This is a genomic window from Kribbella orskensis (assembly GCF_004342085.1).
In the GTDB taxonomy this organism is placed as follows: Bacteria; Actinomycetota; Actinomycetes; order Propionibacteriales; family Kribbellaceae; genus Kribbella; species Kribbella orskensis.
In genome coordinates this window covers 652,844-676,581 of sequence record NZ_SLWM01000002.1, presented here as the reverse complement: position 1 = coordinate 676,581, position 23,738 = coordinate 652,844, and the positions used below count along the sequence as shown (strand labels likewise).

The window sequence follows — 23,738 nt, the reverse complement described above, 5'->3', positions numbered from 1 at the left end:
CCGATGCCTGCTGGAAAGACCGCGTTTCGAGGCCGTTCACCCATTCCGGAATGCGTTGTTCGAGTGGTTCTCGTCACTCGTCACCGGACGCGTGACGATGTTCACTCCGGGTGACAATCTGGCACAATCTGGCCAGTGTCGGTGCTGTGCCGCCGCATTTCGCGAAGGATTGATCGCAGTCGGTCACCAGCGGGGGGAAATGTTCCGGTCCGGTACCTGTTCCGGTAACGATTTGTGCACTGCTGCCGGACACCGCTGGTTTGGTGTCACAGTGTCAGGCAGGCTAGCCCGCGGTTGTGGCGGATCGGCGGCGTCAAGGCAATTTGACGCTAGCCCACTGCAAGGAAAAACTCGGCACGATCTACAGACCGTTGCCGGGTCTGAAACCGGAATCTGGCCGACAGAAGCTGACGGAGCGCGAATGACTATTGGGCAACCTGACTCGACTGTGGGCGTCCAGGACCACCCGGCGTCCGCCGAGCCGGTTCGCCCGGCCGCGGTCGCCCATGGCAAGTCCCCGCTGCGGATCGCGACGGACCGGCTGCGCAAGGACAAGCTCGCCGTCATCTGCATCGTGATCGTCCTCTTCTTCGTCCTGGTCGCGGTCTTCGCACCGCTGCTGTGCAAGATCGAGGGCCAGGACTACAGCACCTTCCATCCCGACCTGGTCGACGAGTACGGCTTCCCGACCATCGGCGTCACCGCCGACCACTGGTTCAGCGTCGAGCCGAAGACCGGCCGCGACAGCTTCGCCCGTTGGGTGTACGGCGCCCGCCCGTCGCTGATCGTGGCCTTCTCCGCGACGGTGTTCGGCACCATCGTCGGTGTCGTGATGGGTCTGCTGGCCGGCTTCCTCGGTGGCTGGGTGGACCGGGTGATCTCCTGGATCATCGACTTCGTCCTCAGCCTTCCGTACCTGCTGTTCGCGATCGCGCTGGTCCCGATCGTCGAGTCGATGCGGGGCGGATCGTTCAACCTGACGCCCGAGGAGCAGGCATCCACGAGATTCTTCGTACTGATCTTCGTGCTGTCGTTCTTCGGCTGGGCCGGCCTGGCCCGGATCATCCGCGGTGAGGTTCTGTCGCTGCGCGAACGCGAGTTCGTGCTGGCAGCCAAGGCGATCGGAGTACCGACCCGGCAAGTCCTGTTCAAGGAGCTGCTGCCGAACCTGGTCGCCCCGATCGTTATCTCAGCGTCACTTTCCTTGCCCGCGTATGTGACATTAGAGGCAGGCCTGTCCTTCCTCGGTGTCGGACTGGTGGAGCCGATTCCGTCCTGGGGTCAGACGATCGCGAACGCGACGAACTGGTTCAAGGCGGACCCGGTCTACCTGTGGCTTCCCGTGGTCGGCATCACCGCACTGGTGCTCGCGCTGGCCCTTCTCGGCGACTCGATTCGAGACGCCTTCGACCCCAAGACTCGCCGGTAGGTCGGCGATTGCCCGTGCGGCAGAAAAGGAGAAACTCCATCATGCAGTGGAAACGGATTACCGCGGTGTCGGCGGGGGTCATGCTGGCCGTCGCGGCCTGCGGCAGCCCGTCCTCGAACAGTGGTAACGAGGCCGGTGGCTCAGGCGATCTGGGCGGGGCGCAGGTCAAGGCGATCGACGCCACTGCCAAGGGACCCGCCAAGGAGATCGACGGCGCGAAGAAGGGTGGCACCGTCACGGTGCTGTCGGACGTCACGCCCGACACCTTCGACCCGACGAACATCTACTACACCGACGGCAACCAGATCGGGAAGCTGATCTACCGGGCCCTGACCCAGTACAGGCTGGACCCGGCGACCGGCAAGCCGACCCTGGTCCCGGACCTCGCCGAGGACCTGGGCACCAAGTCGGCCGACGGTCTGAGCTGGACCTTCAAGCTGAAGAAGGGCATCAAGTACCAGGACGGTTCGCCGGTCACGGCCGCCGACTTCGCGTACGCGATCAAGCGCTCCTTCGCGCACGACCTGTACGACGCGGGACCGACGTACCAGATCCAGTTCTTCAAGGACGGTGACAAGTACAAGGGCCCGTACGCCAGCGGTGACAACTACGCCGGTGTCGAGACGCCGGACGACAGCACCCTGGTCATCCACCTGGCCAAGAAGTTCGACGACCTGCCGTTCTACGCGGCCTTCCCGATGTTCACGCCGATCCCGAAGGCGAAGGACACCAAGAAGAACTATGAGCAGCACCCGATGACGACCGGCCCGTACCAGGTCACGTCGTACACCCCGGGCACCGAGCTCAAGCTGGCGAAGAACCCGAACTGGGACCCGAACACCGACCCGGTGCGCTACCAGTACCCGGACGGCTGGGACTTCAAGTTCGCCCAGGACACCATCAAGGCACAGCGTCAGGTGCTGGCCAGCTCCGGCCCGGACGCGAACGCGCTGAACTACTCCAACCTGGACGTCTCGCTGCTGCCCGAGGTCAAGGACCAGAGCCAGCTCGTCAAGGGCCCCGGCCCGTGCACGCAGATGTACACGATGGACGCGCGCAAGATCCCGCTCGAGGTGCGCAAGCTGATCGCCAAGGCGCACCCGACCGACTCGTGGCGCAAGGTTGCCGGTCTGAACCCGTCGGACTCGCCGCCTGCCTCCACCATCCTGCCGCCGGCCGTTCCGGGCTTCGAGAAGTACGAGCTCCCGGGTCTGAACGGAACCGGTAAGGGCGCCGAGGACGACGCCGTCGCCGCCGAGGTGAAGTCGGAGCTGGCCAAGCTGGGCAAGTCGAACTTCGAGCTGAGCTGGTACTACTCGATCGACGACAAGATCTCCACCCAGGTGACCCAGCTGCGCAAGCAGGTCTACGAGAAGGCCGGCTTCAAGGTTCGCGCCATCGGTGTTCCGAAGGCCAAGCTGCGCACCTTCGTCGGTGACCAGAACGCTCCGGTCAACATCGGCAAGACCCCGGCCGGCTGGTGCTCCGACTGGCCGAGCGGCACCTCCTGGTTCCCGGTGCTGTTCAAGTCCGACGCGATCGAGCTGGGCAACTCCGTCGGTCAGCTGCAGGACAAGGCGCTGGACGCCGAGATCGACCGCGTGGCCGCTCTGTCCCCGGACGAGCAGCTCAAGGAGTGGTCGAAGGTCGACAAGATGATCCTGGAGAAGTACCTCCCGGTCATCCCGCTGTACTACACCGGTACCAACTCGCCGGTCGGGAAGAACATCGGTCACGCCGTCAACGACATGACCCAGGGTCTGCCCGAGTTCACCTCGATCTACCTGAAGCAGCCCTGATCTTCAAGCAGGGTGACGAACATCTGATTCAGTAGTTCCGACGGTGGGGTGGTGCCCGGACCTGGTCCGGGCACCACCCCGATCGGTGAGGAGATAGCCCGTGTTGTACTTCGTGGCGCGACGTCTGGTGAGCGCCCTCAGCGTCGTGCTGGTCACGCTGATCGCGACCTTCGCGCTGTTCTTCATCGCTCCGACCGACCCGGCCGGAGCGATCTGCGGGGAACGCAACTGCACCCAGGAGCGGTACAACGAGATCAAAGAGAATCTGCACCTGGACAGGCCCAAGGTGCAGCAGTTCGCGGAGTACACCGCCGGAATCTTCGTCGGCCGGGACTTCGAGACGTCCGGCGTGGTGCAGCACTGCAGTGCGCCGTGCCTCGGGTTCTCCTTCAAGAACGACCGGCCGGTCACCGAGATGCTGTCCGACCGGTTGCCGGTGACGGTGTCGCTGGTCGCCGGCTACGCGGTCATCGTGCTCACCATCGGCGTCTACGTCGGGTCGATGGCGGCCAAACGAAGAGGCACCTTCGGCGACCGCGCGCTGATGACCAGCACGCTGGTGGTCAGTTCGGTGCCGTACTACATCGTGGCGCTGATGATCGCGCTCTACCTGACCATCCTCTACCCGATCCTGCCCCGCGGCGGCTGGACGCCACCGTCCGAGAGCGTGGGGCAGTGGTTCCTCGGGTTGCTGACACCCTGGCTGGTGCTCGGCATCTACAGCTGCACCTCGTACGCCCGGTACTCCCGCGGCTCGATGGTGGAGACGCTGAGCGAGGACTTCATCCGGACCGCGCGGGCCAAGGGCCTGTCCGACCGGGTGGTCACCTACAAGCACGCGCTCCGCTCGGGCCTGATCCCGGTCATCACGATCTTCGGCCTCGACGTGGCCGGCAGTCTGGCCGGCGCGATCTTCACCGAGCGCATCTTCGACCTGCCAGGCCTCGGCGTCCTGGTGCTCGACAGCCTGAACAGCTACGACCTACCGGTGATCATGGGCACGGTGCTCGTCGCCTCGGTCATCCTGGTAGTCATGAACTTCCTGGTGGACATCGCCTACAGCATCATCGACCCGCGGGTCAGGCTGGCATGACGACACCGGAGAACGAAGGACGGAAGGACACCCCCGACACGATGGTCGGCACCGTACCCGGCGACGGCCCAGCTCTGCCGGACGCCAAGCGCAACCCGTCGATCGCCACCCGGGAACGCCGCGACACGGCGTACACGCCCAGTGGCGAGACGCCGTACCTGGTCGTGCAGGACCTCACGGTCCAGTTCCCGACCGCGGACGGGCTGGTCAGCGCTGTCAACGGCCTGAGCTACGCCGTACCGCTCGGCCGCACCCTGGCGATCGTGGGTGAGTCCGGTTCCGGCAAGTCCGTGTCGAGCATGGCCGTGATGGGCCTGCACGACCGGAAGCGGACCAGGATCAGCGGCTCGATCCAGCTCGGCGGCGACGAGATCGTCGGGATGCCCGAGAACGAGCTGATGAAGGTCCGCGGCGACGCGGTCGCGATGGTCTTCCAGGACCCGCAGTCGTCGCTGCACCCGCTCTACACGGTGGGCAACCAGATCTCCGAGGCGTACCGGGTGCACAACAAGGTGTCCAAGGACGTCGCGAAGAAGCGCGCCCTGGAGATGCTCGACCTGGTCGGCATCCCGAACCCGATCCGCCGGTTCAAGCAGTACCCGCACGAGTTCTCCGGCGGTATGCGGCAGCGCGCGATGATCGCGATGGGTCTGGTCAACGACCCGAAGCTGGTGATCGCGGACGAGCCGACCACCGCGCTGGACGTCACCGTCCAGGCGCAGATCCTGGACCTGCTGAACAACCTGCAGAAGGAGTTCGGCTCCGCCATCGTGCTGATCACCCACGACCTGGGTGTGGTGGCCGAGATGGCCGACGACGTGCTGGTGATGTACGCCGGCCGCTGCGTGGAGTACGGCACCGCCGAGGACGTGCTGGCCAGGCCGCGGATGCCCTACACCTGGGGTCTGCTCGAGTCGATCCCGACCGTCTCGGCCGCGAGCGAGAAGCTCCGCCCGATCAAGGGTCTGCCGCCGTCGCTGCTGAACCTGCCGAGTGGCTGTTCGTTCAACCCGCGCTGCCCGTACACGGACCGCGTGAAGGGCGAACGCTGCACCACCGACCTGCCCGAGCTGCTTCCGGTCGACGGTGCCGGCGCGCACACGTCCCGTTGCCACCTGCACGACAAGGCCTCGATCTACGAGGCCGAGGTCGCGCCGAGACTGGGCTGAGGAGAGAGATGAGCAAGACAGTGCGCAACGCAGACGCAGCCTCGGCCGGCAGCAACAGCGCCACCCCGCTGCTGCAGGTCCGGGACCTCACGATGCACTTCCCGATCAAGGAGGCCGCGGGACTGGGCCGGACCAGGAAGGTCGTCCAGGCCGTCGACGGGGTCAGCTTCGACCTGCAGCCCGGCGGCAGCCTCGGCCTGGTCGGCGAGTCCGGCTGTGGCAAGTCGACGACCGGCCGGATGATCACCCGGCTGCTCACCCCGACCTCGGGCCAGATCATCTTCAAGGGCACCGACATCGCCCAGCTGAAGGAGAGGGAGCTGCGCCCGTTCCGGCGAGAGCTGCAGATCGTCTTCCAGGACCCGTACAGCTCGCTGAACCCGCGGCAGACGGTCAGCAACATCATCAGCACCCCGTTGCGGGTGCACAAACTGGTGAAGAAGGGCCAGGAGCTCGCGCGGGTCCAGGAACTCCTGGAGCGGGTCGGCCTCAACCCCGAGCACCACAACCGGTACCCGAACGAGTTCTCCGGCGGTCAGCGCCAGCGCATCGGCATCGCCCGGGCGCTCGCGGTGGAGCCCGAGGTGATCATCGCCGACGAGCCCGTGTCCGCGCTGGACGTGTCCATCCAGGCCCAGGTGATGAACCTGCTGGAGGACCTGCGCCGCGATCTGGGCATCGCCTTCGTGTTCATCGCGCACGACCTCGGCGTGGTCCGGCACTTCTGTGACCACGTCGCTGTGATGTACCTGGGCAAGATCGTCGAGCAGGGCCCGCGCGAGCAGATCTACAGCGCTCCGCAGCACCCGTACACCCAGGCGCTGCTGTCGGCCGCACCGGACCTCGGCACCATCCGCGGCGTGCCGCCGAAGGAGCGGATCCGGCTGGTCGGCGACGTGCCGTCCCCGATCGACCCGCCGAGCGGCTGCCGGTTCCGGACCCGCTGCTGGAAGGCCGAGGACATCTGCGCCACCCAGGAGCCGCCGCTGATGACCCAGGCCCAGTCAGGCCCCGGCCACACGGCTGCCTGCCACTTCGCCGAGCCGAAGGTCGACCTGACCGCCGCCACGGCCTGAGCAACTCCGACAGAAAGGCCCCCGCCATCGGCGGGGGCCTTTCTTCGTCACTCGGCTGACTCGTGACGGTGGCGGAGCTCGTCTCGCTGGCGGGCATAGTGGACGGACTCGTAGGCGACCAGCGCCGCCAATAGACCAGCCAGTACTGCGAGTTGGCCGAGCGCCGGCACGTCCGAGAGGGTGAGCGCGGCCACGATCGCGAGAGCGGCGGTGATCAGCCGGCTGACGCCTAGGGTGTGCGTGGTCCGCCACTTGAAGCCGACGTGGCCCAAGAGATAGAGCACAACCCCGCCGAAGAGGGCGAAGAGACCGATGCCCTTCAGCGGGTCGTCGAGGTGGTGGTGCTCGGTGTCGCCGACGTACTCGAGCACCTTCTTCAGGCCGAGGGCGAGCAGGATGACGCCGGCCACCATCGGGAAGTGCAGGAACGTGTAGGCGTCGCGGGCGAGCTTCGGGCGGGTCTCCAGCGGTTCGGCGGCCAGGGCCTGCTCGCCGTAGTGCACCGCCGCGTCGAAGTAGATCCACCACAGCGCCGAGGCGACGGCCAGGCCGAGGAGCGAGGCGATGATGATCGGCCAGGAGATCGGCAGGTCGGTGACGCCGACGCCGATCGCCACGATCGACTCGCCCAGCGCGATGATCAGGATCAGAGCGTGCCGCTCGGCGAAGTGGGCCGGCGAGCGGAGCCGCCACCCACGGGCGTCGATCAGGTAGGTGCCGCCGTAGTCGGCGGCCAGCGCCGCGGCCCACAGGAGCGTCTGGGTCGTGCCGTCGAACTGGGAGGCGACGAGTAGCAGCGCGGTACCGGCCAGCATCGCGGGGGCGAACCTGGCCACCGTGCGGCGCAGTACCTTGTCGCCGCCGGCGATCAGCCAGAACATCACCACGTGCAGCGCCCGGAAGGCGAAATACGCCACCGCGATCACCACCGGGCCCTGCAGGCCGCCCGGCAGGTCGTGGAACGCCTCCGGGATGGCGAGCGCGATCAGGAACATCGCCGCCATCGCGGCCAGCATCACCGCCCGGATCGAGCCCTCGTCGGCCTTCACCAGGTTGCACAGCCAGGAGAAGCCGACCCAGCTCCACCAGAGCAGCCCGATCAGCAGCACGCCGCGGATCACCCCGTGCCAGCTCAGCTCGTCGGCCATCAGCGCGGTGACCTGGGTCAGCGCGAAGACGAAGACCAGATCGAAGAACAGCTCCAGCGTGGTGACCGTCTGGTTCTCCGAGGTGGCCTGCACCCGGATCGGTGTCCTGCGTTTCGCCATGCGGCTCATTGTGTCCGATCAGGCGGTTATCGGAAGGCGATAACGCCCCTTTCGCCACACCGGGAGCACCGACACCATCGGACCCACCGATCCCCAAGACCGGAGGGAAGTGTCCCGAGATGAAAGCTGTCCGAGTCCATCAGTACGGCGAACCCCCCAGCCTCGACGAGATTCCGGACCCCAAACTGGACGGTCCGCTGGACGTCATAGTCAAGGTCGACGCGGCCGGGGTCTGCCGGACCGACCTGCACATCATCGAAGGACAGTGGGCCGAGAAGAGCGGCGTCGAGTTGCCGTACGTGATCGGCCACGAGAACGCCGGCACCGTCGTCGAGGTCGGCGAGGCGGTCTCCGGGGTGAGCCCTGGCGACAAGGTGATCCTCCACCCGCTGGTGACGTGTGGACTCTGCCGGGCCTGCCGTGCCGGCGACGACGTGCACTGCACGAACTCGGAGTTCCCCGGCATCAACCGCGACGGCGGGATGGCGGAGTACCTCCGTACGTCGATCCGCTCCGTGGTGAAACTGGACGACGGCCTCGCGCCTGCCGATGTCGCGGCGCTCGCGGACGCGGGACTGACGGCGTACCACGCGGTGCGCAAGGCGGCGCCGCTGCTGCACCCGGGTGACCGCGTGGTGATGATCGGCGCCGGGGGACTGGGCCACATCGGCCTGCAGTGCCTCCTCGCCCTGACGCCCGCGCGGATCACGGTGGTCGACCGCGCCGCCGAAGTACTCGAGAAGGCCAGCAGGCTCGGCGCGCACGACACGATCCTGAGCGACGGCGAGCAGGTCCAGCAGGTGCTCGACCAGACCGGCGGCGAGGGCGCCCAGGTGGTGCTCGACTTCGTCGGCGAGCACGGCACCGAGGCCGACGGCATCGCGATGACCCGCAACTCCGGCTCGTACTTCGTGATCGGGTACGGCGGCAAGGTCGACGTGCCGACGATCGACATCATCTCCCGCGAGATCAACGTGGTCGGCAACCTGGTCGGCTCCTACAACGACCTGGTCGACCTGATGACGCTGGCCGCGCAGGGCCGGGTCCGGCTGGCCACCAAGCAGTACTCCCTGGACGACGCGCTCACCGCGCTGGACGACCTGGACGGCGGCCGGGTCCCCGGCGGTCGCGCCATCCTGACTAGCTGAGCAGTCCGACGAACTGAAGGAGCAAGCATGTACAGCAAGGACGGGAACGACTACTTCATCGTCGACAGCCACGTGCACGCCTGGGACGCGACCCCGGCGAACCAGGCGAACCGGTACGGCGAGGGCTTCATCAACTGCTTCTACGACTACCACCGCAACCTGTCGCCCGCGGACAAGGTGTGGACGCTGGAGGAGTTCCACAAGCAGTCCGAGGAACGGATCATCAAGGACCTGTTCACCGACGGGTACGTCGACCGGGCGATCTTCCAGCCGACGTACCTCACCGACTTCTACGTGAACGGCTTCAACACCACCGAGCAGGACGGCCAGATCGCCGAGAAGCATCCGGACAAGTTCATCGTCAACGGCGCCTGGGACCCGCGCGACGGCGAGGCCGGGCTGGACAAGCTCACCGAGCTCACCGAGCGCTGGAACCTGCAGGGCGTGAAGCTCTACACGGCCGAGTGGAAGGGCGACTCCAAGGGGTGGAAGCTCACCGACCCCTGGTCGTACCGCTACCTGGAGAGGTGCGAAGAGCTCGGGATCAAGAACATCCACATCCACAAGGGCCCGACGATCTACCCGCTGAACCGGGACGCGTTCGACGTCGCCGACGTGGACGACGTGGCCTCGGCGTTCCCCGGGCTGAACTTCATCGTCGAGCACGTGGGTCTGCCCCGGCTCGAGGACTTCTGCTGGATCGCCACCCAGGAGCCCAACGTGTACGGCGGCCTGGCCGTCGCGATGCCGTTCATCCACAGCCGGCCGAAGTACTTCGCGCAGATCATCGGTGAGCTGCTCTACTGGATCGGGGAGGACCGGATCACCTTCGCCAGCGACTACGCGATCTGGACACCCGCGTGGCTGATCGAGCGGTTCGTGGACTTCGGCTACCCGGCCGACCTCGACGAGTACCCGGAGCTCTCGGTGACCGCGAAGAAGAAGATCCTCGGGCTGAACGCCGCCAAGCTGTACGGCATCGACGTACCGGCCGAGCTGCGGGTGCCGGAGAGCGCCGGCGAGACGGCCGCGGTCGGCTCCGAGCCGGTGTCGGTGGCCTGATGACGGCCGAGGTGACGGCCGGGACGCCTGGCGTCCGGCCGGCCGGAGTCGACGACGGGATCTGGGCCGCGCTGGGTACGGTCCGCGATCCCGAGCTGGACGCGCCGGTCACCGAGCTCGGCTTCGTCTCCGGCGTGGCCGAGGACGCCGAGGTGGTCACCGTCGAGCTCCGGCTGCCGACGTACTTCTGCGCGCCGAACTTCGCCTACCTGATGGTCGCCGACGCGTACGACGCGGTCGCCGCGCGCGCGGGGTCCCGGGCGCTGGTGATCAGGTTGCTCGACCACTTCGCGTCGGACGAGATCAACGCCGGGGTCGCGGGCGGACGTGGTTTCGCCGGCTCGTTCCCGGGCCTGGCGGACGGAGAGTTGGAGCAGCTCCGAATCACGTTCCAGCGCAAGGCCCACCGCGCGTGCCAGGAGCAGGTGGCGGCTCGCCTGCTCAAGGACGGGTGGTCGGTGCCGGACCTGGCGGACGCGACACTCGCCGATGCGCTGCCCGGGGACGAGCTCGACCGGCTGCGGCGACGGCGTACGGAGCTCGGGTTGCCTTCGGGACCGTCTGCAGCCTTGCTGCTGCAGGACGACGGGTCGCCGATCCGGCAGCTGGACCTGCCGGTGCAGTTGCGGCTGGCGAAGACGACGCGGATCAGCATCGAGGGCAATTCGGGCCTCTGTCGCGGTCTCCTCTCCGTCCGCTACGGCCTGCCACGCCCCGACGGCGTCGACCAGGTGATCGCCGGGTGACCGCGGGGACGCCCCGGCGTCGGGGTGCGGCGGCTCTCCTTTCGGGGCAGGCTGTCAGGATGAGTACCTCGGCGCCGAACCTCGACCCCACAGCGGTGAACGGGTCAAACGCGCCCGTGTCCGGGACGGTGCAGTCGGTGTCGCGGGCCCTGCGGGCAATGGAGTTCGTCGCGGCCAGCCGGGACGGGGTGACGGCCAAGGAGATCGCCGCTCACCTGGACCTGGCCTTGCCGTCGGCGTACCACCTGCTGGCGACGCTGACCGAGTCCGGATACCTCGTGCACCTCGCGCAGGACCACCGGTACGGGCTCGGGTATCGGGTCCGGCTGCTGGAGCAGGGGCTCGAGCGGCAACTGGAGGTGCCGGCGCTCATCGCGTCGGCGGTCAGACGGCTGCACCTGGAGGCGGACGCCGCCGCGTACTACGCCGTCTACCGCGAGGTGAACGTAGTGGTCGCGCACGTGGTCGACTCGGAACGCCGGCCGCGTGTGCAGGTGCTCGACATCGGCTTCCACGAGGCGACGCACGCGACCGCCTTCGGCAAGGTGATGCTGGCCGCGATGACACCCGAGGAGCGCGACGCGTACCTCGACCGGGTCGGACTCCGGCGGTGCACCGCGAACACCATGACGGACCGATCGGCGCTGGAGGCCCACCTGGACAAGGTACGGCGCTCCGGGGTGGCGCTGGAGATCGGCGAGTTCCAGGACGGGCTGTCCTGCCTGGCCGCGCCGGTCCGCTCGAGCGCGGGTGCCGTGCTCGCGTCGGTGGCCATCTCCCTGCCCTCGGCCGATTTCGCCGCCCGCCGGTGGGACCTGGAGCGCGCCGTACGCCGGGGTGCGCTGGTGGCCACCCGGGCGGTCAACTCGCTGTAGTACCGCACGACCGCAGTACAGACGGGAACGGATCGCCACTCCGGGCGGGGAGTGGCGATCCGTCGTTTGGTACGGCGGGCTGCTGCCGATGCAGGGGGTTCAGGCAGCAACCCACCGGTCTATGCGCGCCCGTGCGCCTGCCTGCTGCGACGGCTCAGCGAGTCGATCGTGACGGCGATCAGCAGGACTGCCGCGGTCACCATGAAGCGCACGCTGGAGTCGAGGCTGAGCAGCGCCAGCCCGTTGGAGATCGACATGATCACGAGCGCGCCGAGCAGTGCGGAGTACGCCGAACCGCGGCCGCCGAAGAGGCTGGTGCCACCGATCACGGCGGCGGCGATCGCGTTCAGGTTGGTGTCGTTGCCGCCGCTGCTCTGGTTCACCGCGACCAGCCGGGAGGCGGCCAGCAGACCGCCGACGGCGGCGAAGGTGGAGCAGGCGGCGAAGACGGACAGGTAGATCATCCGCACGTTGATACCGGCTCGGCGGGCCGCCTCGACGTTGCCGCCGACCGCCATCACCGAGCGACCCCAGCGGGTCTTGCGGATGGCGAAATCGGTCGCCACCACCATGGCGAGGAGCAGCACGAACATCGACGAGACCCCGCGGTCGCCGTTCAGCACCGCGACCGGGACGGCGAGCACCAGCGCGAGCGCGACCGCCTTGAGGCCGATGATCGAGTTGGGCGCCGCCGACAGACCGGCCGCGAGGCGCTGACCACGGGCGCGCAGCCGGCTCGCGATGTAGAGCGCGACCGTAACGACGACCAGGCCGTAGGCGACCGCGGGGGACAGGAAGTTCTGCGTCGCGAACTTGACGATCGCCGAGTCGAACGGAAGGTTCAGCGAACCCTCTTTGCCCAGCACCCACAGCTGCAGGCCGAGGAAGCCCAGCAGGCCGGCCAGCGTGATCACGAAGCTCGGCACGCCGAAGCGGTTGTAGAGCGCCCCGTAGAACAGGCCGATGACCAGGCCGACCGCCACACTGGCGAGGATCGAGACCGCCAGCGGCCAGCCCTTGTTCACGAAGGTGACGCCGAAGATGGCCGCGGACAGACCGCTGACCGAACCCACCGACAGGTCGATCTCGCCCAGCAGCAGGACCAGAACGATGCCCAGGGCAATGACACCGACCGAGGTGGTCTGCAGGGTCAGGTTGACCAGGTTGCGGCTGGACAGGAAGTTGCTGTTGGCGATCTGGAAGACCGCCCAGATGATGACCAGTCCGACCACCACCGGGACCGAGCCCAGATCGCCGGAGCGCAGCCGCGCGGTGAAGGCGGCGATCGCGCCGCTGACGCCGTGGCTGGCGATCAGCCGCTCGTCCTGCAGGTCGGCCGGCAGCGCGGCGGCCTCCTGGGCCGGGTCCTCCACGGTGTCCTGCACGGGGACCTTCGATCCGTCGACCGGGGTGGTCATGATGCGGAACCTTCCTCACGGGTCCGGCGCGCCGCGCGCTCGGAGACTGCGTTGTCCGTCGCACCGGTGATGGCGGCGATGATGTCCTGCGTCTTGGTGTCGCTGACCATGAAGACACCATTGTTGCGGCCTAGCCGCAGTACCGCGACGCGGTCCGCGACGGCCATCACGTCGGCCATGTTGTGGCTGATCAGGATCACCGCGAGGCCACGCTCGCGGAGTCGCTCGACCAGGTTGAGCACCTCGGCGGTCTGGGCCACGCCCAGCGCCGCGGTCGGCTCGTCCAGCATCACCACCTTCGGCTGGCCGAGCAGGCTGCGGGCGATCGCGACGGTCTGCCGCTGACCACCCGACAGGCTGGCCACCGGGATCCGGACGCTCGGGATCTTGGCCGACAGCTGGCGGAGCAGCTCCCAGGAGGACCGCTCCATCTCGACCTCGTCGAGCACCCTGCCCCGGCGCAGTTCCCGGCCGAGGTACAGGTTCGCGACCACGTCGAGGTTGTCGCACAGGGCCAGGTCCTGGAAGACGGTGGCGATGCCGAGCTGCTGCGCCTCGGCCGGACTGGCCACCCGCACCTCCCGCCCGTCGAACACCATCGTGCCGTCGTCGGCCGTGTAGACCCCGGCGATGGTCTTCACCAGCGTCGACTTGCCGGCGCCGTTGTCGCCGACCAGGGCGAGCACTTCACCAGCGCGCACGTCCAGGTCGATGTTCTTCAGCGCCTGGACCGCGCCGAAGCGCTTGGAAACGCCCCGCAGCGCCAGCACCGTGCCGGTGAGGGGCGGAGAGGTGGGAGTGACAGTCATCGATCAGCCTCCTGAGGCTTTGACGATCCGGCTCCGGTCCGGGTGGGTTCGCGGTGCCCACCCGGACCGAGGCGTTCCTCGAGGCCGGCCCCGCTCAGGGGACCGGCCTCGGGGCCGGGGTTACTTGAGGCCGGCGGCTGCGCAGGCGGCCGCGAACGACGCGGTGCAGATGTCCGACACCGTGTAGATTCCGTCCTTCACCACAGTGTCGTTGATGTTCGCCTTGGTGACGGCCACCGGGTCGAGGATGGTGGACGGGACACCGGACTTCTCGGTGGTCGACTCGGGCTTGCCACCGGTCGCCAGCGCGACGGCGCCCTTGGCGGCGGCCTCGGCCTGCGGCTTCACGGCCTTGTAGATGGTCATCGCCTGGTCACCGCTGACGATCCGCTGGATCGCGGCGAGCTCGGAGTCCTGACCGGTGACCGGCGGGAGCGGCTTCACGCCGCCACCCTTGAGGGCGGCGATGGCGCCACCGGCGGTGCCGTCGTTGGCGGCGTAGACGCCGACCAGGCCGGCCTTGATCGCGCTCAGCTGGCCTTCCATCCAGGCCTGCGCCTTGTCCGGGCTCCAGTCCGGGGTGTCGAACTCGGCGGCGACCTTGAAGCCGCTGGAGTCGAGCACGCTGTGCGCGCCCTTCTTGAAGTCGGCCGCGTTCGGGTCGGTCGGCGAGCCGTTGATCATGGCGAGGTTGCCGGACGTCTTGCCGGCCGCCTTCAGGGTGTCGACCAGGGTCTGCGCCTGCAGCTTGCCGACCGCCTCGTTCTCGAACGAGACGTAGTAGTTGGCGCCCTCGATGAAGCGGTCGTAGGCGATCACCGGGACGTTCTGGCCCTTGGCGGAGGCAACCACTGCGGCCGCGGCCTTACCGTCGACCGGGTCGAGGACCAGTACCTTGGCGCCCTGGGTCAGCGCGGCCTCAGCCTGCTGCTGCTGTTTCGCGGCGTCCTGGTCGGCGTTGCTGTAGATCAGCTCGCAGTCGGCGCAGGCGGCCTTGAGCGCCTCGGTGAACAGCGGGCGGTCCAGGCTCTCGTACCGGGTCGTCTTCGACTCCGGGAGCAGCAGTGCGATCTTCTGGCCGCCGGCGGAGCTGCCGCCGGTCGAGGACGGCTCGTCCGATCCACAGGCCACCAGCGAGAGGGCTAGGGCCGAGACGGCGAGGCCGAGGCCGACGAAACGGGTTGGTGAGACGGACATAGAGCAACTCCTTGACGTGAGGGCCCGAGTAGGCCTGTCCAGAGTCAAAGGCACATCGCTCTTGACGTCAAGGCTTGAATTCAAGAAATAGACATATCGTTGTTACACGGTTGTCTCCAACGCCTTGGCGGCCCGCGAGTGGCTGAGGACGGACGCCAGCTGAAGGGCACCGAGCACGTCCGCTTCGTCACCGAGTTCAGCCGCGCGTAACTCCACCGTCGCCGCGGCGCTGGGGATCGCGCACCGGTCCAGGGCCTCGCGCAGCGGCAGCATGATCAGGTCGCCGGCCTCGGCCATCTTGCCGCCGACAACGATCACCTCGGGGTTGAACAGGTTCACCAGACCGGCGACCGCCACGCCCACGCGACGGCCGGCATCCTCGACCACCCGGCGGCAGCCGAGATCCCCGGCCAGCGCCCGGGTCACGACGTCCCGGAGCCGGAGCGGGCCGTGCGAGGCCTGCAGCGAACTGAGCAATGCCCGCGACCCGACGAACGTGTCGAGGCAGCCGCGGTTGCCGCATCGGCAGATCGGCCCGTTCTCGTCGATGGTGAGGTGCCCGATCTCGCCCGCCGTACCGGCCGAACCCCGGAAGACCTCGCCGCCGAGCACGATGCCCGCGCCCACGCCGTACGAGAACTTGATGTAGCAGCCGTGCTGGACGCCGCGGAGCGCGCCGCTGCGGAGTTCTCCCAGGGCTGCAAGGTTTGCGGTGTTGTCGAGGGCGACCGGCGCGCGGAGGTGGGCGCCCATCGCCTCGGCGACGTTCACCCCCCGCCAGCCGGGCAGTACAGCGTCCGACCCCGCCTCGCCGCTGACCGAGTCCACCGGCGCGGGCAGGCCGAAGCCGATCGCGCCGATGTCCTCGACGCTGGCGCCGATGGTCTCGGTGAGGTCGGCGATCAGGCGGGCCGCACGCTCCATGCCGTCGTCGGCGACATGGTCGGCCTGCAGGGGCATCAGTTGCTGGGCGAGGATCTCGCTGCTCTCCGACGCGATCGCGACGCGGACGTCCCGTTCACCGAAGGCGACACCGGCGAGCAGGCCGCCACCGGAGGCCAGGGCGACGAGGACGGCGCGGCGGCCGTTCCGGATGCTGGGGGACAGCGCGACCATGCCTGTCTGGTCGAGTTCCTTGACCATGTTCGACACGGTCGCGGCGGAGAGACCGGAGGCGGCGGCGATCTCGACCTGCGTCAACGGGCCGTGCTGCCGGACAACCCCCAGGACGCGCTCGCGGTTGGCTTCGCGAAGCGAAGCCTGCGAGCCAGGCGCTGGGCGGGTTGCGTTCATTACATAAAGATAACGGATCGCGGGGCTTTCGCTCCCGAATCACCGATATCGATCCCGCGAGTGCTCGCCATCTGTCCTCACCATCACGCCCGCTCCTGCCCGTCCCAACCCCCGCGAGGACACTAATGCACGCCCAGCCCACCCCTCCAACACCCACCCCTCCACCCCCACAATTCCCCCCACCCCAACCGCCCCAGACCCGCCCCCCAGCACCCCCGCCCCGAGCACCCCCGCCCCAGAGCCGCCCCCAGCACCCCCGCCCCGAGCACCCCCGCCCCAGAGCCGCCCCCAGCACCCCGCCCCGAGCACCCCCGCCCAGCCCAGCCGTCAGAACCCCGCCCCGAGCACGCACCGCCCTCGCGCCCGCCCCCCGCCTCCGCCGCTCTACTCGCCGAGTCGTGGTTTCGGCGCGAGAGGCGCTCGCCGAGAACCCGGATCCACGACGGAGAACTCGGATCGACGACTGAGCAGCGGCGGCCCCATTCCCAACGCGACTAGTCGCCTCGCTCGTGCCGGCGACCCGCATGCGCACGGAGTACGCCGCCTCGTTCGCCGAGTCGTGGATTCCTTCCGGGGCGGGAAAGCGGTTGCTGAGAACCCGGATCCACGACTGAGTGGCGGCTCACACTGTTCGCGTTCTGTCGGTCGGTACGGCGGCGGGCGGGGAGCCGGGGGTGGGGAGCCGCGGGTGGGACTCAGGTGGTTAGGGCGAGGGGCAGGAGGGTGCTGAGGAGGGCTAGTTCGATGGGGTCGCTCGCCGGGCTCGCCGGGGTCGCCGGGGTCGCTGAGGGCGCCGAGGGCGCCGAGGGCGCTGAGGATCGCAGGTGATGCCGCCGAGTCGCGGTGTACCGAGCGACAGACAGTACCCCGCGATCAGCCTGTCTGTGAGTTGATGCCGCGCTCGGCTCGGGTGCCTGTGCGGAGTACTGCCTGTCGGTCGGTACGCAGTCGGGCTGCCGGGGTGGATCAGCGAACTCGGCACCCAGTCGTGGGCGGGTGGCTGGCCGCGGTGGGCGGCAGGTGGTTTTGGGGGGCGAGGTTTGGGAGCGTGGTGGGAGCTAGTTCGGCGGTGGGCCGAGGGGCAGGTGGCGCCGGCGGTCGCCGGTGATGCCGCCCAGTCGCGGTGTACCGAGCGACAGACAGTACCCCCTCGATCAGCCGGTCTTGAGCTGATGCCGCGCTTGGCTCGGCTGCGGGTGCGGAGTACTGCCTGTCGGTCGGTACGCCGTCGGGGACCCGGGGCGGGTGAAGTCGGCAGCCGGGCGGCGGGTGGGTGGCGGGGGTGGGGTTAGGTGGTTAGGGCGAGGGTTAGGAGGGTGGTGGGGAGGGCTAGTTCGAGGGTGGCGCCGAGGGTGTCGCCGGTGATGCCGCCGAAGGTTCTGAGGGATTTGTGGGTGGCGGCCAGGGCTACGGCGGTGGACGCCAGGACGGCTGCGGCGGCGCCTGGTACTGCGAGTAGGTGGTTGCCCGTCAGCCGGAAGAGGAGGGCGGCCAGGAGGGCGGTGGTGAGGGTTAGGAGGGCTGCCGTGGTGGGGCGGACGGTGGAGGCGACCATGGCACCCAGGCCTTCGGGGCGGGCGGAGGGGATGGTGGTTCGGCAGGACCAGGGGAGGGTGAGGCGGCTGGCGACGGCTCCGACGAGGAGGGACTGCCAGCCGTAGCCGGACTGGATGCACGCGGTGAGGGCGGCGACGTCGATCAGCAGCACGGCCGCGATCGAGGTGACTCCGAACGGGCCGATGTCGCTCTGTTTCATGATCCGCAGCATCGTCTCGCGATCCCGCCGGCTCCCGAGCCCGTCCGCGGTATCGGCCAACCCGTCCAGATGCAGCGCTCCCGACAGGGCCACCAGCACGACAACCCCGAGCACCGCCGCCAGCAATGGCGCATCCGGCCGCAGTGCCTCAACCCCGGCGACCACCGCACCAGCGATCCCGCCGAGCAGCACGCCGACCGCAGGCGCCAACACCATCGCCTGCCCAGCCACCTCCCGATCGACCTTCCCCGGCGGCCCCATCGGCAACACCGACAAGGTCCCCACGGCCAACCTCACCGCGTCCTTCACTGCATACCCCCGACGCGGCCGCCGGCACGGTCCATCCGGCCGAAGACCAGCGGACCGCCATCGCTCACCAAATGGCGCCGTCGGCACCGGGGCGCGGCCTGGCGTCGCGCGCCGGCTGCGGTGTCGCGCTGGGTCGGTCCGCGCCGCGGCGTGGCGGTGGCGGCGATGGCGGTGGCGGTGGCGGTGGTGACTGCGGGCGCGGGGTGGTGGGTGGGGGTCATAGGGGGATGGTTCTGCCGGCGAGGGTCCAGAGGACGGTGGTGGAGTGGTGGGCGATGGTGGTGTTGAGACGGCCCATCAGGTCGCGGAAGAGGCGGGTTCCGGGGTCGGCGGGGACCACGCCGGCGCCTATGTCGTTGCTTACGGCAACCACGGTGCGGGAGGTCGAGGACCAGGCCGCGGCGAGGTCTGCGATCCGTGCCTCGACCACAGTCGCGCGGGTGAGGTCGGACCAGACTTCGCAAGCGTCCATCGTGCGGGAGAGCCAGAGTGTCAGGCAGTCGATCAGCAGCGGCGGTCCGGGAGACGCTAGCAACGGGACGAGGTCGATGGTCTCAGCCAGACCCCAACCAGAGGGACGACGTGCGCGGTGCAAGGCGATCCGCGAGGCCCACTCGGGATCGGCGGACCCATCGCCACCCGTCGCGACGTACAAGGTGTCCGCATTATCGGCGAGGAGGCGTTCGGCCTCGGTGGACTTGCCGGAGCGGGCTCCACCGAGGATCAGCGTCCGCTGCGACGCGGTTGGTGCCGTCCAGGACACCTGTTCCCCGTCAGGCGTCAGTACGTCGTACCGGAGTCCCCGGGCGGTCCGCGTGGTCGTGACCTCGTAGCCGGCGACAGCGATCCCGTCACGGCCCAGCCGCAGTACGCCGTCCACCACCGCGCCGTCGGGCCCGGTCACCAGTTCAGCCATGGGTACCTCTCTCGAACGTCACCGGTACGTCGAACGCCGCCTTCCGCGCAGTACGCCGGAACGCCACCAGGATCGGCCGTCCCAGCACCAGCACCAGTACTGCGCACAGGATCCCGCGCGGGATGTCCCACCCGAGCGACGTGGCCGCCACGAACAGGAGATAGCGGTGCAGGTTCTCGGCCAGCGAGTCGCCCTGGATGAACGAGAAGTCGCTGGCGAAGGTGGCGTACGGCCAGAACCACAGGTTCATCACGAGCCCGTAGAGCACTCCGGCGAAGAGGGAGTAGGCGGCAAGCAGCAGGATCTCCAGCCGACCGCCCACGCGCGGCAGCAACCCGGCAAGGCAGCCCACCCAAGCGCAGGCGAACATCTGGAACGGCATCCACGGCCCCACCCCGCCACTGACGAGTGCACCGGCCAGCAGCGACACGGCGCCCAGCACGAACCCGAACCCGGCCCCGAAGGCACGCCCCGCCAGGATCAGCAGGAAGAACCCGGGCTCGAGTCCCGCAGTACCAGGGCCTAGTGCACGCAGAGCGGCGCCGACAGCGGCGAGCATGCCGAGCAGCGAGATCACCTTGGCGTCGATCCCGGACTCGGCCAGCTCGGCCAGTACTACGGCGACCAGGAGCGGCAGGAGGAGCACGAACAGCCAGGGGGCGTCGGTGGTGTGCCCGATGGCCGATTCGCCCACCTGTGAGGTCGCCCAGAGCAGGGGCCAGCCGAAGGCGAGCACTCCGACGATCGACGCCAGCAGCAACGTCGCAGTACTACGCGGCCGCAGCTGAACGAGTCGCGGAGTACTGCGGGGCTCGAGCCTCATGAGGCTTGCTCCAGAGCGCTGGCGACTTCCCCGACGGTCAGGAAGGGCAGCGGCGCGAGGATCTTGGCCACCTGCGGCGCGAAGGCGGGGGAGCCCGCGATGACGGTCGCTGTCTCGCCGTCGCTCACCAGCTCGCCCTCCGCCAGCACCAACACCCGGGAGGCGACCTCGGCGACCATCTCGACGTCGTGGGTCGACAGCACGACCGCGTGCCCGGCAGCGGCGAGCTCCCGCAGGATCTCGACCAGGCGACGCTTGGCGCCGTAGTCCAGACCTCGCGTGGGCTCGTCCAGCAGCAACAGCGGAGGAGCGCCGCACAGTACGACGGCCAGCGCCAGGCAGAGCCGCTGTCCCTCGGACAAGTCGCGCGGGTGCATCTGTACGTCGATGCCGGGCGCCAGCCGATCCAGCAGTGCTCGGCAGCTCCCAGCCGGCACCCGGAAGTCGCTGTCGGCTCCGGCGCACTCGTCAGCCACAGTGGCGGCGTACAGCAGGTCGGCAGGCTCCTGCGGTACCAGTCCGACTGCCTTGACCAATTGGGACGGCTTGGTACGCCGGGGGTCGGCACCAGCGGCGGTGGCACGACCAGAGCGGGGCTGGACGAGTCCGACGAGCGCATTGAGCAAGGTGGACTTGCCGGCGCCGTTCCGGCCCATCAGAGCGACCACCTCGCCGGCCCTGATGCTGACCGAGACGCCACGCAACGCCGGGATGTTGCCATAAGCAACCACCAGGTTCTCGCAGTGCGCCAGCTCGGGGCCTTCCACGGCAACCAGCCGCCGCGGGGCAAGGTTGGTCAGCCGGCTTCGCAGGGCGACCGCGGCGCGCCGTGCGTCCCGGACGGACAGCGGCAGCGGCGACCACCCGGCAAGCCGTCCGAGCTCGACCACGGGAGGAGCGACCGGCGCAGTGACCATCAGGTCGACCGGGAGCCCGGTCGAGACGGCCGCGGAGCCACCGGGCACCTCGATCACCCGATCGGCGTACTGGATGACTCGCTCGAGCCGGTGCTCGGCCATCACCACAGTGACGCCGAGATCGTGTACCAGCCGCTGGAGCGCAGACAGGACCTCTTCGGCGGCCTGGGGATCCAGTGCCGAGGTCGGCTCGTCCAGGACCAGCACCGCAGGGTGCGAGGTGAGCGCCGAGCCGATGGCGGTCCGCTGCCGCTGGCCACCTGACAGGGAGGTCAGAGCACGATCCCGTACGTCGGCCAGGCCGAGCAGGTCGAGTGTCTCCTCGACCCGGCGGCGCATCACGTCCGGCGCGATCCCGAGGGACTCCATGCTGTAGGCGAGTTCGTCCTCGACCGTGTCGGTGACGAAACCGGCCATCGGGTCCTGCCCGACGATGCCGACCACGTCCGCGAGGTCGCGGGGGCGGAAGTCGCGGGTGTCGCGGCCGTTCACCAGTACCCGGCCGGCCAGGGTGCCGCCGGTGAAATGCGGGACGAGGCCGTTGATGGCCCGCAGCAGGGTGGACTTGCCGGAACCGGTCCGGCCGATCACCAGCGCCAGTTCGCCCTCCGGGACGCTGAAGCTCACCTCACGCAGCGCGGGCCCGGCAGCACCGTCGTACGTGACTGACACCCGGTCGAACTCGATCATGCGGGCACCAGCTCACGTCGTCGGGTCAAGGGCGGCGCGACGATGGCGGGGGCCAGCCCGACCAGCAGGCCGAGCACCGGCACCAGCGGGACCGGCGGCACCACCAGAGGTCCGGCCAGCACGAGCCCCTCCACTCCACGGTTGGCGGCGACGATCATTGTCCCCGCGGCGATGGCACCCGAGAGAGTGACGAGCCACTCGGGCAGAGCCCACGGATCCGGCCGGTACCGCGTCCGCGCGACCCGCTGGTGTCCCACGGTCATCGCGCCGACCGCCAGCAAGAGGCCGACCGCCAGGGCAGCCGCGGCAACAGGGAAGGACATAGCATCAGTCAGCAGCGAGTAGACCCCGAGAGCAATGCCAAGCAGGCCCAGGAGCACAGAGGCGCCGGTGATCCGCCGCTGGTTGCGAGGCACTTGGGCGGTTCTGCCGTAGCCCCTGGAGTCCATCGCGGCAGCCAGTTCGACGGACCTGTCGAGAGCGCCCTCCAGGACGGGCATCGCGGTCGTGCGGAACGACCCGCTGGTGCGTCCGCGCAGCCGGCGAGCCGCGCGGATCCGCCGGGCATCGGTGACCAGTTGCGGGGCGAAGGTCAACGCGACCACGCACGCGACCCCCATCTCGTAGAGAGCCCCGGGGAGCGACTTGAGCAACCTCCGCGGGCTGGCCAGCGCATTGGCCGCGCCGATGCAGCACAGCATCACCGCGAGCTGGAGCCCGTCGTACAGGGCTGTCAGGAGGGCTTCAGCGGTCACCTCGCCGCCGAGCTTCACTCCGGTGGCCCACGCGGGCAGTGGGATCAGCGGCAGGGTGAAGAGGATCGTGTTGCCTTGGGACCTGGTCGACAGGAGCGCCTGCAGGACCACCCGGACCGCGATGACGACCAGGCCGAGCTTGAGGAAGGCGACGTAGCTGTTGGCCCAGGGAGCGTCGGTGCGGCGCGCAGCGACCACGAAGCCGGCTATCACCAGGATCAGGATCAGCAGTACCGGGTTGCGCGTCCTGCTGGCGGCTACCGCGAGCCCCAGCGCCCACAACCACCAGGCCCCCGGGTGGAGTGCCCGGGGGAGCGTCAGGTTATTGGCGGCACGCACTAGGCGCGCTGACCCGCGCGCCGACGGCTGAGAGCGAAGCCGCCGCCGGCAAGGAGTAGAACGACCACAGCGGCGATGATGATGCCGGTCCACGGCGCTCCATCGTCACTCTGCTCGGTGGGTACCTGCGCCGAGTTGGTCGGCGCCGCGGACGGAGTGCTGGCGGCACCGACGGCCGCACCGATCTCCAGCGTCACCGGCTCGTCCGTGGCGGGCACCTTGATGTTCTTGACCGGGTCACCGCAGCCCCTGGCCGGGTAGCCCGCGATGCCACAGGTCAGACCCTTCTCGATCCGGACCTGCTCCACCGCGGACAGGATCTTCGCGCCCGTCGCCTTCACATCGGTGACCACACAAGTCCCGCTGGCCGGGGGAGGCGCGTCGCCCGTGCCGGAGTCCGCCGCAGTACCCGGGTCGATCACCAGGGCAACCCGCTTCTTGCCGGCCTCGGCCGGCGTCTTGCCGCAGACAGCCTCGAAGTCGCCCGCCGCACGAGGCACCCGCGGCTTCGCGCCACCCACGGCGTAGCGCCAGCCCTCGACGCTGCCGTCGGCCGGGACCACCGCGTCGGAACCCTTCTGGGCGAAGGCCCACTGACCGTTCGTCCACTGGTAGTAGCCCCAGAAGCGGTAGCCGTCCTCGGCGCTCGCGGTGGTCGTGACGGTACCGGCGAGCAGCAGCCCGGCCAGCAGGCTGAGAACCACCCGTGCGGTCCTGTGTGCAGTCATCTCGTGTCCTCGATCGGGCCGGACCCGGTGGAGGAGGGCTGTCCGCGCGCAGGCGGGAGCCGGGCTCCACCCGCGGACCTCGGCGGGTAGGTGAGCCTGTCTGCCTGAGGCGCAGTGGTCCGG

At 69.0% G+C, this 23,738-nt stretch carries 21 protein-coding genes; 9 read left to right on the top strand and 12 right to left on the bottom strand.

The features are described 5' to 3' along the window. Positions 1-421: 421 nt before the first annotated feature. From EV644_RS08185 to EV644_RS08165, 5 genes are all read left to right on the top strand, one after another. Positions 422-1,429 carry an ABC transporter permease gene (locus EV644_RS08185; protein WP_132187780.1) on the top strand — a complete coding sequence of 336 codons (1,008 nt, stop codon included), beginning with the start codon at positions 422-424 and terminating at the stop codon, positions 1,427-1,429. Between the two features lie 41 nt (positions 1,430-1,470). Then, entirely contained in the window at positions 1,471-3,228 is a 1,758-nt protein-coding gene (locus EV644_RS08180; RefSeq protein WP_132187781.1) for an ABC transporter substrate-binding protein, read from the top strand. Positions 3,229-3,328: 100 nt separating this feature from the next. Continuing rightward, positions 3,329-4,321, top strand: coding sequence for an ABC transporter permease (locus EV644_RS08175; RefSeq protein ID WP_132187782.1), 993 nt, complete (start codon positions 3,329-3,331; stop codon positions 4,319-4,321). Continuing rightward, positions 4,318-5,490, top strand: a complete 1,173-nt coding sequence (locus EV644_RS08170) for an ABC transporter ATP-binding protein (RefSeq protein ID WP_132187783.1) — start codon at positions 4,318-4,320, stop codon at positions 5,488-5,490. The genes EV644_RS08175 and EV644_RS08170 overlap by 4 nt, the downstream gene beginning before the upstream one ends. Before the next feature lie 8 nt (positions 5,491-5,498). After that, positions 5,499-6,566 (top strand): ABC transporter ATP-binding protein, encoded by a 1,068-nt coding sequence (locus tag EV644_RS08165; RefSeq protein WP_132187784.1) that lies wholly within the window; start codon positions 5,499-5,501, stop codon positions 6,564-6,566. Positions 6,567-6,613: 47 nt separating this feature from the next. Here EV644_RS08165 and EV644_RS08160 read toward each other — a convergent pair whose 3' ends face one another. Continuing rightward, positions 6,614-7,834 (bottom strand): low temperature requirement protein A, encoded by a 1,221-nt coding sequence (locus EV644_RS08160; RefSeq protein WP_132187785.1) that lies wholly within the window; start codon positions 7,832-7,834, stop codon positions 6,614-6,616. A gap of 119 nt (positions 7,835-7,953) precedes the next feature. Between EV644_RS08160 and EV644_RS08155 the strand changes: the two genes are divergently transcribed. From EV644_RS08155 to EV644_RS08140, 4 genes are read left to right on the top strand one after another with little or no spacing between them, the layout of a single operon-like run. Beyond that, complete coding sequence (locus EV644_RS08155; protein ID WP_132187786.1) at positions 7,954-8,982, top strand: NAD(P)-dependent alcohol dehydrogenase; 1,029 nt, start codon at positions 7,954-7,956, stop codon at positions 8,980-8,982. Between the two features lie 27 nt (positions 8,983-9,009). Further along, positions 9,010-10,044 (top strand): amidohydrolase family protein, encoded by a 1,035-nt coding sequence (locus EV644_RS08150; protein ID WP_132187787.1) that lies wholly within the window; start codon positions 9,010-9,012, stop codon positions 10,042-10,044. Then, complete coding sequence (locus EV644_RS47480; protein WP_132187788.1) at positions 10,044-10,790, top strand: iron-sulfur cluster assembly protein; 747 nt, start codon at positions 10,044-10,046, stop codon at positions 10,788-10,790. The genes EV644_RS08150 and EV644_RS47480 overlap by 1 nt, the downstream gene beginning before the upstream one ends. Before the next feature lie 59 nt (positions 10,791-10,849). Further along, the gene (locus EV644_RS08140) at positions 10,850-11,665 is read left to right on the top strand and encodes an IclR family transcriptional regulator (RefSeq protein WP_132187789.1); all 816 of its coding nucleotides are present in this window, start codon (positions 10,850-10,852) and stop codon (positions 11,663-11,665) included. Between the two features lie 119 nt (positions 11,666-11,784). On the opposite strand, the gene EV644_RS08135 is transcribed toward EV644_RS08140, so the two are convergent. The 11 genes from EV644_RS08135 to EV644_RS08085 all read right to left on the bottom strand — a co-directional run bounded on the left by EV644_RS08135 (position 11,785) and on the right by EV644_RS08085 (position 23,615). Then, entirely contained in the window at positions 11,785-13,083 is a 1,299-nt protein-coding gene (locus tag EV644_RS08135) for a sugar ABC transporter permease (protein WP_132187790.1), read from the bottom strand. Continuing rightward, positions 13,080-13,892, bottom strand: coding sequence for an ATP-binding cassette domain-containing protein (locus tag EV644_RS08130; protein WP_132187791.1), 813 nt, complete (start codon positions 13,890-13,892; stop codon positions 13,080-13,082). Before EV644_RS08130 ends, EV644_RS08135 begins: the two co-directional genes overlap by 4 nt. Positions 13,893-14,012: 120 nt before the next feature. Then, on the bottom strand, positions 14,013-15,089 hold the full coding sequence (locus EV644_RS08125) for a substrate-binding domain-containing protein (protein WP_132187792.1): 1,077 nt from the start codon (positions 15,087-15,089) through the stop codon (positions 14,013-14,015). 102 nt (positions 15,090-15,191) lie between these two features. Beyond that, a complete protein-coding gene (locus tag EV644_RS08120) occupies positions 15,192-16,382 on the bottom strand; it encodes an ROK family transcriptional regulator (RefSeq protein ID WP_132187793.1) in 1,191 nt (396 codons plus the stop codon). 1,288 nt (positions 16,383-17,670) lie between these two features. Then, positions 17,671-18,435 carry an adenosylcobinamide-GDP ribazoletransferase gene (locus tag EV644_RS08115; RefSeq protein ID WP_241997953.1) on the bottom strand — a complete coding sequence of 255 codons (765 nt, stop codon included), beginning with the start codon at positions 18,433-18,435 and terminating at the stop codon, positions 17,671-17,673. Positions 18,436-18,443: 8 nt separating this feature from the next. Next, positions 18,444-18,668, bottom strand: a complete 225-nt coding sequence (locus EV644_RS08110) for a hypothetical protein (protein ID WP_132187795.1) — start codon at positions 18,666-18,668, stop codon at positions 18,444-18,446. After that, positions 18,665-19,363, bottom strand: a complete 699-nt coding sequence (locus tag EV644_RS08105; RefSeq protein WP_132187796.1) for a bifunctional adenosylcobinamide kinase/adenosylcobinamide-phosphate guanylyltransferase — start codon at positions 19,361-19,363, stop codon at positions 18,665-18,667. Before EV644_RS08105 ends, EV644_RS08110 begins: the two co-directional genes overlap by 4 nt. Next, the gene (locus tag EV644_RS08100) at positions 19,356-20,186 is read right to left on the bottom strand and encodes an ECF transporter S component (RefSeq protein WP_132187797.1); all 831 of its coding nucleotides are present in this window, start codon (positions 20,184-20,186) and stop codon (positions 19,356-19,358) included. Before EV644_RS08100 ends, EV644_RS08105 begins: the two co-directional genes overlap by 8 nt. Continuing rightward, positions 20,183-21,793 (bottom strand): ABC transporter ATP-binding protein, encoded by a 1,611-nt coding sequence (locus tag EV644_RS08095; protein WP_132187798.1) that lies wholly within the window; start codon positions 21,791-21,793, stop codon positions 20,183-20,185. Before EV644_RS08095 ends, EV644_RS08100 begins: the two co-directional genes overlap by 4 nt. Further along, on the bottom strand, positions 21,790-22,887 hold the full coding sequence (locus EV644_RS08090) for an energy-coupling factor transporter transmembrane component T (protein ID WP_132187799.1): 1,098 nt from the start codon (positions 22,885-22,887) through the stop codon (positions 21,790-21,792). The genes EV644_RS08095 and EV644_RS08090 overlap by 4 nt, the downstream gene beginning before the upstream one ends. Next, complete coding sequence (locus tag EV644_RS08085; RefSeq protein WP_132187800.1) at positions 22,887-23,615, bottom strand: SCO2322 family protein; 729 nt, start codon at positions 23,613-23,615, stop codon at positions 22,887-22,889. Before EV644_RS08085 ends, EV644_RS08090 begins: the two co-directional genes overlap by 1 nt. Between the last annotated feature and the right edge of the window lie 123 nt (positions 23,616-23,738).